Source organism: Blastocatellia bacterium (genome assembly GCA_025054955.1).
GTDB lineage: Bacteria > Acidobacteriota > Blastocatellia > HR10 > J050 > JANWZE01.
In genome coordinates, this window is record JANWZE010000095.1 from 1 (window position 1) to 9,190 (window position 9,190).

At 54.5% G+C, this 9,190-nt stretch carries 7 protein-coding genes; all 7 read left to right on the plus strand.

The window, feature by feature from the left end; all coding sequences use genetic code 11:
• The first annotated feature begins 696 nt into the window (after positions 1 to 696).
• Positions 697 to 2,892 carry a CRISPR-associated helicase Cas3' gene (cas3, locus tag NZ823_11915; GenBank protein MCS6805827.1) on the plus strand — a complete coding sequence of 732 codons (2,196 nt, stop codon included), beginning with the start codon at positions 697 to 699 and terminating at the stop codon, positions 2,890 to 2,892.
• A 22-nt stretch (positions 2,893 to 2,914) separates the two neighbouring features.
• On the plus strand, positions 2,915 to 3,592 hold the full coding sequence (gene cas5c, locus NZ823_11920; GenBank protein MCS6805828.1) for a type I-C CRISPR-associated protein Cas5c: 678 nt from the start codon (positions 2,915 to 2,917) through the stop codon (positions 3,590 to 3,592).
• Positions 3,570 to 5,264: a type I-C CRISPR-associated protein Cas8c/Csd1 gene (gene cas8c / locus NZ823_11925; protein ID MCS6805829.1), complete on the plus strand. Its 1,695-nt coding sequence runs from the start codon at positions 3,570 to 3,572 to the stop codon at positions 5,262 to 5,264. The genes cas5c and cas8c overlap by 23 nt, the downstream gene beginning before the upstream one ends.
• Positions 5,265 to 5,295: 31 nt before the next feature.
• Positions 5,296 to 6,420, plus strand: coding sequence for a type I-C CRISPR-associated protein Cas7/Csd2 (gene cas7c, locus NZ823_11930; GenBank protein MCS6805830.1), 1,125 nt, complete (start codon positions 5,296 to 5,298; stop codon positions 6,418 to 6,420).
• A 4-nt stretch (positions 6,421 to 6,424) separates the two neighbouring features.
• Positions 6,425 to 7,093, plus strand: a complete 669-nt coding sequence (gene cas4, locus NZ823_11935; protein MCS6805831.1) for a CRISPR-associated protein Cas4 — start codon at positions 6,425 to 6,427, stop codon at positions 7,091 to 7,093.
• Positions 7,094 to 7,474: 381 nt separating this feature from the next.
• A complete protein-coding gene (gene cas1c / locus NZ823_11940; GenBank protein MCS6805832.1) occupies positions 7,475 to 8,506 on the plus strand; it encodes a type I-C CRISPR-associated endonuclease Cas1c in 1,032 nt (343 codons plus the stop codon).
• A gap of 33 nt (positions 8,507 to 8,539) precedes the next feature.
• Positions 8,540 to 8,830: a CRISPR-associated endonuclease Cas2 gene (gene cas2 / locus NZ823_11945; GenBank protein ID MCS6805833.1), complete on the plus strand. Its 291-nt coding sequence runs from the start codon at positions 8,540 to 8,542 to the stop codon at positions 8,828 to 8,830.
• Positions 8,831 to 9,190 lie beyond the last annotated feature (360 nt).

The following is a 9,190-nucleotide window of genomic DNA, read 5'->3' on the forward strand; positions in this document are numbered from 1 at the left end:
GAACAGCCGCGCCGGTGTGTAGCCCAATGCCGTTGATGCTGACGGAGCGTTGAATCGTGGTTTGTCGCGTGATCATCAGATGCTCTCTTGAGCAAGCGATATGCCGAATGCAGTCTGACTGGCATCGCTCTTTGTCAAGCCATTGATCGGCAGGCTGTTGGCTCGGAGTTTGTAGCAACCAGGCGGCGCTCTGATCAAGGCAAATTTTTGTAGAGATGCAACAATGGTGTGGCCGGAATACAACACGTTGAGTCCAGCATGGGAGGTCACGTAGATAGATAATCGGTCAGTTGCTGGCCGAGAGGTATGAGCCGGCCGATATAGCTGTGCTCTTGCAAGTTCGATTATCGGTTGTAAAATCGCTGGCAGCGACAGTGGCAGCGGATGCGGAAGCAGATCGGTGAACCTCCGTCCGATTTGAATCGCTCGTGTTGGAAGGAAAAAATTTCTTGGGGGTGAAGGGAATTTTCGGAGAAATCCCGTCATTGATACAGGGAGCAGTTGGATTAAGGATTGGTTGGGGGGATTAACCTTAAACCACTGATGGCGGCAGCTTGCCTGAGCGTGGGTCAAATAGCGTCGAGAGTGCCGCTGAACGATGTAACGATTGAGCAGCGGTACTTGAGGCGATTGAGGCGATCACCTAAGAGGCGATTGAATCGGGCGTGGCTGCCGGCGTGGGAGGTATTGGAGACTATGGAAAGACCTATTGAAATGTTCGCCCATTCGAAGAATAGCAATGGTTGCTGGCACCGCTTAGATGAGCATTTGAATGCCGTCGCAAAATTAGCCCAAAAGTTCGGTGAAAAATTCGGAGCGGGGGAACTCGCCTACTGGGCTGGACTGTGGCATGATCTGGGAAAGTTCCATCCTGATTTCCAGGCGTACATCGCACACCCGACTGGAAAGCGCGGTCCTGACCATTCGACCGCTGGTGCAGTATGGGCTTGTCATTGTTTTGAACCTCTCGCTTTTCTCGTTGCCGGGCATCACGGCGGCCTTCCATCGTTCACCGATTTGAAAGCTCGGCTCCAAGCGAAAGTCAATGCGCCGATGATTGTTCAAGCATTGGAGAGGGCGCGGGAAGTCTTGCGCACCATCAAGCCTGATCAATCATTGGAGGCCACATCGCCTACGTTCCTTCAGGGTTGCGCCCAGACGCAGAAAGAGCGGGACCAACTCAAGCGGAAACTCGAATTTTTTTTGCGAATGGTGTTCAGCGCGCTCGTGGATGCTGACTTCCTCGATACAGAGCGGCACTTTCACCCAGAGCGATCTCAATTAAGAGGGCAATGGTCTGGATTAGATGATCTCTGGAAACAGTTCGAGGCCGATCAGGACAAGCGGTTTGGTAATCAACCGCCAACGCGATTGAACCGAATTCGCCAGGAGATTTATCAACTCTGCGTCCAAGCTGCTCAGCAGATGCCGGGTATCTTCAGCTTGACTGTTCCGACTGGGAGCGGCAAAACCCGGTCTGGCTTGGCCTTTGCTCTCCAGCACGCCATGCATCACAAGCTAGACCGTGTCATTGTCGCGATCCCTTATACGAGCATCATTGAACAGACTGCCGATGTCTACCGAGAGATCTTCAGCGACGACCTCGTGCTTGAGCATCACAGCGCGGTCATCACTGAACAAGACCTCGCGGACCCGTTGTCGCAAAAAGAGGTATGGTCTCGATTGGCCAGTCAGAACTGGGATGCTCCAATAGTGGTGACGACGACGGTTCAATTGTTTGAAAGTCTCTTTTCCAATCGGCCAAGTGCATGCCGAAAGCTTCACAATATAGCGCGAAGTGTTCTCATTCTTGATGAAGTTCAAACGCTTCCACCGGAGCTGCTCACGCCCATCCTCGATGTCGTTCAAGAGCTGGCCGCGCATTACGACGTCAGCATCGTGCTTTGCACGGCGACACAACCGGCCTTTCAGGATGGGCCGTATCTGAAAGGATTGCAAAACGTGCGAGAGATCATACCTGATCCGTCTCGCTACTTCGACCAATTGAGGCGGGTTGATTACGACTTCGATCACGACAAGCGTTGGACGTGGGAACAAGTAGCGGAGGAGATGAGATCAACCAAGCAGTGCTTGGCCGTCGTCAACACCAAGCGTGATGCTCTTCAGTTGCTCGACGCGTTGAATGATTCAGAGGCATTTCATCTATCAACACTCTTGTGCGGCGCGCACCGACGGGACATTCTCAAAGAAGTGCAACGGCGGCTGAAGGCTGGTGAGCAGTGTCGCTTGGTTTCGACTCAAGTGGTTGAGGCAGGAGTAGACTTGGACTTTCCGGTCGTGTTACGAGCGGTCGGCCCGTTAGATCGGATTGTGCAGGCCGCCGGGCGATGCAATCGAGAGGGGCGACTTGAAGCGGGTCGTGTGGTTGTGTTTTGGCCGGCAGAAGGCGGAACGCCGCCAGGAACATACCGAACGGGAATGGACACAGCGTTGAGTTTGCTGTGCGATCCGATGGCCGATCTTGACGACCCAAATCTCTATCGCACGTATTTCGAACGCTTGTACCAAGCCGTCTCTTTGGACAAGAAGGGAATTCAGAATCTGCGGCAAGCTCTGGACTACCCGGAGGTGGCGCAGCGATTCAGACTGATTGAAGACGATACCGCTCCGGTCATCGTCAGACCGGAGAAGTATCGCCATGAGGTGGACAACCTGCTACACACTCTGCAGGGTGAGGCTGAAGTACCTCGTTGGGTACTGCGGCGTCTCCAGCCGTACATCGTCAACGTTCGATCCCGGCTCATTCCTGAGTATTTCAAAGAGGGATTTCTTCAAGAAATCACCTCTGGTTTGTGGGAATGGCTGGGTAGATATGACAACGTTCGGGGCTTGGTCGCGGCCAACCGCGATCCATCTGAGTTAGTCATTTGATCTCCAACAGGAGGAAAAAACTATGACTGATCATCCACCAGTAGAAGTGAAAGTCTGGGGTGACTTCGCGTGTTTTACAAGGCCGGAGATGAAGGCCGAACGCGTGAGTTACCCCGTCATGACGCCTTCAGCCGCTCGCGGCCTGCTGGAGGCAATTTTTTGGAAGCCCGAAATCCACTGGCAGATTCGGCAGATCGAAGTACTCAAGCCGATCCAATACATCTCGATCATGCGCAACGAGGTCAACAGAAAGGCCAGCATTCAATCGGCTCAGCAATGGGCTAAGTCAGGTGGCGGTTACTTTGCCGACGAAGATCGCGCCCAACGTCACACACTGGCCCTGTACGACGTTGCCTACATCATTCGCGCCGATGTAGTCCTGGCGGCTCACGCGACTGATGATGTGGCCAAGTATCGAGATCAATTCCGGCGGCGTGTCACTCGCGGTCAGTGTTATCATCGGCCCTACTTGGGTTGCCGCGAGTTTGCGGCCTCGTTTAGCGACCCGGATGGAGCTGAGCGGCCGATTGATCTGACCTGCGATCTCGGTCCGATGCTCTTTGATCTTGACTATACACCAGACCGGTCCGGTCGGGGCACACCACATTTCTTCAGCGCCAGACTTGATTGCGGCATTCTGCGAATACCGCCAGAGGAATATCGAAGGAGGATGAGCGATGCTACTGCAACAACTTCGTGATTACTCCGAGCGGTTAGAGCTGCCACCGCCGATGTATCTTAAGACGCCGATCACGTGGCTGATTGAGTTGGATGTGAACGGCAACTTCCGAGGATTTGTAGCGACTGAAGGTAAAGGCGGAAAGAAAGATCGAGGCAAAGAGTATCTGGCTCCTCATGTTGCACGTTCTTCGGGAGTTCGAGCGAAACTTCTGGCGGATACTGGCGAATACGTCCTCGGCATAGCCAGGGAAAAAAGTAGGCCAGAACGGGTCGAGGAGTGCCACAGGGCTTTTGTTGATTTGGTGAGGACGTGCGCAAAGGAAACCAATGAGCCATCGGTTGCTGCTGTTCTCCGGTTTCTCGAAAGTGCTGACCTTAAGGCTCTCCAGCTACCAGGGGATTTCGATCCCGGAGACGTTCTCACCTTTCGCGTGGACGGCGTCATGCCAATTGATTTGCCATCAGTGAAGAACTTTTGGGCCTCGTTCGCCACAGGTCAGCCCGACGATCAATCTGCATCAAAGCCCATGCAGTGCCTCATCTGTGGCGAGCTACGACCCGCCGTCAAGCGACTTCCGATCAAGATCAAACGTATCCCCGGTGGACAAACGTCCGGCATGGCGATCATTTCGGCGAATGTGCCCGCGTTTGAATCCTACGGGCTGGAAGCGTCACTGATTGCGCCGACCTGCCAGGACTGCGGTGAGCGGTTCAGCAAAGCGGCTAATGAGTTGATCGAAAACGAGCAGACACACATCACCATCGGCCCGATTGTATATCTTTTCTGGACGAAGCAGGAGCATACCTTCTCGTTTGCGACGCTGTTGTCATCGCCCGAGCCGGGTGAAGTCAAGGCGCTGATGAGTTCGGCCTTCGGCGGGAAGGAGACAGCGGCACAGTTAGACACGATGCCTTTCTATGCGACTGCCTTTTCAGCCAGCGGCGGGCGCGTCGCAGTGCGCGAGTGGTTGGATACTACCGTCGAAGAAGCCAAGCGGAATCTGGCCCGCTACTTTGCCCTTCAGCGCATTGTGGAGCGTGACGGCACGGAGGGCAAGCCGCTTGGCCTGTATGCACTGGCTTCTTCTACCGTGCGCGACGCCAGCAAAGAACTTCCGCCCAATGTGCCCAAAGCGTTGCTGCATGTCGCGCTCAAAGGTGGTCCATTGCCAATGTGGTTGCTGTTTCAAGCGGTCAAACGCAATCGCGCCGAACAGGGCATCACACGCCCTCGGGCGGCGCTCATTAAGATGGTTTTACGTTCACAGCAAGATTCTGACCCAATGGAGGAAACTATGATTGAACTGGACACCAGCAATCGAAATCCGGCGTACTTGTGCGGGCGGCTGCTTGCCTTGCTCGAAGCTGTGCAGCGAGCCGCTATTCCTGGAGCAAACACGACGATCACAGATCGGTTCTTTGGCACGGCTTCCTCTGCGCCCGCTTCCGTCTTCGGTCGGCTACTGCGGGGCGCGCAAGCTCATCTGGGCAAGCTCCGCCGGGAGAAACCCGGTACTCACGAAGCACTCCAACGCAAGTTAGAAGAAGTACAGGCCGGACTGACAACATTTCCCAAAACGCTCACGTTGGAAGAGCAAGGGCTTTTCAGTCTCGGCTATTACCATCAACGAGCTGCTGATCGTGCTGCCGCCATCGCTTACAAACAATCTCAACAAAAGGAAACTGCTTAACTCAAATCTCAGTAATCAGGAGGAAATCGCGATGACAAACGAAATCTATACTGATCCCAAACGACGCCATGACTTTGTGCTTCTCTTCGATGTAACCGACGGCAATCCCAACGGCGACCCGGATGCGGGCAACTTACCTCGCGTAGACCCGGAGACTATGCAAGGACTGGTGACTGATGTGTGTCTCAAACGCAAGGTCCGAAACTATGTACTTACTACCAAGCGGACAGAGAGCGCACCAATGCCCGGCTACGATATCTATGTCAAAGAACGAGGTGTTTTGAATCGAGAGCATCAGCGCGCCTACAGTGCCCGCAATATCGAAGTTGGCGAGCCTGCGTCCCTTCTTGTTCCACAAGACTTGGTGCCAGTGTTTGCGCCAAATGGAGAGCCGGTTGACTTGCCCGAAGGCTTCACTCTGAAAGAGGGTGAAGGTGATGGTACGTGGACTTTAAACTACTCGGGGCTTCTCGATGCGGGCGAACAGAAAGAGGCGATGAAACAGATCGAGGAAAGCCTCGGCAAGAAAGGCAAAGATTTTGCCTCAAAGGTCGTCAAGAGCGCCAAGAGCCGTAAGCCCACGGCCGAAGAGGTAGACTCAGCTCAAAGCTGGATGTGTCAACAATACTTTGACATTCGAGCGTTTGGTGCCGTGATGTCTACCGGGATAAACTGTGGTCAGGTCAGAGGCCCTATTCAACTGACTTTTGCTCGTTCCGTTGATCCGGTCGTGCCGTTAGATCTTTCAATTACACGGGTTGCCGTGACTAGGGAAGAAGACGCCGCCAAGGAAAGGGAGATGGGGCGAAAAGCGTTGGTACCCTATGGCCTCTACATTGGCTATGGCTTCGTCAATCCTCATTTCGCGGCGCAGACTGGATTATCCGAGGAAGATTTGTCCCTGCTTTGGGAGGCGCTCCAGCGTATGTGGGACCTGGATCGCTCGGCAAGTCGTGGCCTGATGGCGTGTCGGGGACTTTATGTGTTTACTCACGAAAACGCGAAAGGCAACGCACCAGCCCACAAGCTGTTTGAGCGAATCAGAGTTCAGCGCAAAGCTGGCGTCGAGGCCCCCCGGCAGTTCTCTGATTACATCGTCACCATCGCTGACAAAGACTTGCCGCCGGGTGTCACGCTGAAAGCACTGGTGGAGTAGCCCTATGCCGGATAGATCGGATCAAATCTGGGCTGACTCTGAACTGGTGATGATCTCCGCGCTGGAGCATTACTCGTATTGCCCGCGCCAGTGCGCGTTGATCCATCTGGAGCAGACATTCGATGAGAACCTCTACACCATTCGAGGCCAACTTCTGCACGAACGCGTAGACGAACCTGCAAGCGAGCTTCATGGGGAGGTAAGAATCGAACGCGCGCTGCCACTGTGGTCTAAGCGACTTGGACTTGTCGGAAAAGCCGATGTCGTTGAGTTCCACCCGACGCCCGGCAGTGGGCGAGAATTGAAACCCTATCCCGTCGAGTACAAAGTCGGACCGCGTCGCAAATGGGGTCATGATGATCTCCAACTTTGCGCGCAGGCGATCTGTCTGGAAGAGATGACCGGCCAATCTGTCCCGTGCGGCGCGGTCTATCACCACGGTTCGCGCAAACGCCGAGAGGTGGTATTCGACGAGCCGTTGCGACAGCGCGTGATAGAAACGGTGGCCGCTGTTCGTCAGATGTTGGCTACAGAGACGCTGCCACCCGCCGTCAACGATGCCCGCTGCGAACATTGCTCGCTCAAGGAGTCCTGTCTGCCGAAAGTGGTTGGAGAAGCTGCGCGGCTACAGGCGATCCGGTTATCTCTGTTTCGCGCAAACGACTCAACGTGAGACGCAAGCGAATTCTTCATGTGCGATTGCGTGCCACGATGCGTGAAAACGTGGGAGCGCCCGCTTCGAGTGGGCTCAAGCGAGCACACCCCGCAGGCGTGCGCTCCCAGCGATTTTCACGTGAATCGCTCATGAGCACCGCGCTCGCCACGAAGCGTGAATTGGCTATTCAAGGGAGAAAGCGCCGTCGCCGCTTCGCTCTGTCGGCGCACTCCAAGATAAAGTCACGAATCGCCCATGAGCACCGCGCTCGCCACGAAGGATGAAAATACAATTCTTTCGTGAGCTTCGTGTGTTTTGTGGGCTCTTTTCACAGCAATCACTCATGGGCAATGAGCCCACAACGAACGATGAAAATTCCATTTTGATGGGAGAACAATCATGTATCAACTCTTGAACACGCTCTATGTGACAACGGACAAAGCCTATTTGCGACTCGATCATGAAACGCTAAAGGTGGACGTGGAGGGAACGACCAAACTCCAGGTGCCCCTACACCATTTAGGCGGGATCGTCTGTTTTGGCAACGTGCTCGTCAGCCCGTTTCTACTGCACCGTTGTGCTGAAGATGGCCGCGCCGTTGTTTTCTTGGATCATCACGGTCAGTTTAAAGCACGCCTCGAAGGGCCTGTATCAGGCAACGTGCTGCTTCGGCGTGCCCAGCATCTAGCTGTGAGTGACTCCATCAAGCCACCGTTGATTGCTCGGAACATCGTGGCGGGGAAAATCCAAAATGCCCGCCAGATCGTTCTCAGAGCGGCTCGGGAAACCGATAATCCGGAAGACATAGCCTTCTTCACTGAATGCGCCAATACGTTGCTTGGCTTATTGGCCAGCCTGGAAAGTAGCACGGAGCTTGAGCAGATGCGGGGAATCGAAGGGAATGCGGCACGGGCTTACTTCAGCGTGCTGGGTCGGATGGTGAGAGTGGATCGGGAAGCATTTGGAATGAACGGTCGAAGCCGGCGTCCCCCGCTCGACCGGATGAACGCGCTCTTGTCGTTTCTCTACACCTTGCTACTGAGCGATTGTGTGGCTGCTGCGGAAGCAGTAGGTTTAGACCCACAAATTGGTTTTTTGCATGCTCTGCGGCCGGGACGCCCGGCCTTGGGCCTTGATCTGATGGAAGAGCTTCGCGCGGTGTTAGCCGACCGCCTGGCATTGACGCTCATCAACCGCCAGCAAATCACCCGGGATGATTTTCACCAGAGACCGGGTGGGGCGGTGCTTCTAGAAGACGAGGCTCGCAAGACGGTTGTCGTTGCTTACCAGAAACGTAAGCAAGATGAAGTTCAACACCCCGTGCTTGGACAGAAGGTCCCATTCGGTTTGGTTCCTCATATCCAGGCGCGGCTTCTGGCTCGTTATCTTCGAGGCGATTTGTCAATCTATCCACCATTTCTGTATCGGTAACGCTCGCCGTTCGAGCGGTGCCAGGAGGATCCTATGGACGTGCTCGTGGCTTATGACGTGGCAACAGATACCAAAGCAGGAGAGCGCCGCCTTCGTCAGGTCGCGCAAATTTGCAAAGACTTCGGTCAACGAGTGCAGAAATCGGTGTTCGAGTGTTCAGTCAATGACATGCAACTTGAGCAGCTCCGACATCGCTTGCTTCAGTGCATGGATCAGCAAAAAGATAGCCTGCGGATTTATAGACTTGTGGAGCCCAGGGAACGCTATGTCGAGGTGTATGGTAAAAGCGATTACGTGGATTTCGACGCCCCGCTTGTGGTCTGAAAACAGATTGAGCAACCTCATCACTTACTACCCCGCTCTCAAGCTAGGCGAGGATTAAAACGGTGTGTGGCTACCTCACAGACAAAGCTGCGCGAACCTGTCGCGGCACTAGAAACCGTAGGGGGATCGCGTTGCGCCCAATCTATTATGTTGGCTGGATTTTTGCAAAACCTGTGGCTCGTTACAAGCGGTATTGGTTGGGTTGGAGACCAGGTTCGCGCTCGACCTTCCCCTACTCGTTAGAACTTCAGGATTTAGATATTGTACGGTAGCGCCCGACGCATGAGTCGGGCGAGGATTGAAACAGCGGCTGCCACACAAGCTCACGCGAACGTGGATGTAGCGCCCGACGCATGAGTC

Bases quoted from the DNA above. Each gene is read 5' to 3' on its own strand.
- cas3 (MCS6805827.1), top strand. From the start codon at position 697: ATGGAAAGACCTATTGAAATGTTCGCCCATTCGAAGAATAGCAATGGT.
- cas5c (MCS6805828.1), top strand. From the start codon at position 2,915: ATGACTGATCATCCACCAGTAGAAGTGAAAGTCTGGGGTGACTTCGCG.
- cas8c (MCS6805829.1), top strand. From the start codon at position 3,570: ATGCTACTGCAACAACTTCGTGATTACTCCGAGCGGTTAGAGCTGCCA.
- cas7c (MCS6805830.1), top strand. From the start codon at position 5,296: ATGACAAACGAAATCTATACTGATCCCAAACGACGCCATGACTTTGTG.
- cas4 (MCS6805831.1), top strand. From the start codon at position 6,425: ATGCCGGATAGATCGGATCAAATCTGGGCTGACTCTGAACTGGTGATG.
- cas1c (MCS6805832.1), top strand. From the start codon at position 7,475: ATGTATCAACTCTTGAACACGCTCTATGTGACAACGGACAAAGCCTAT.
- cas2 (MCS6805833.1), top strand. From the start codon at position 8,540: ATGGACGTGCTCGTGGCTTATGACGTGGCAACAGATACCAAAGCAGGA.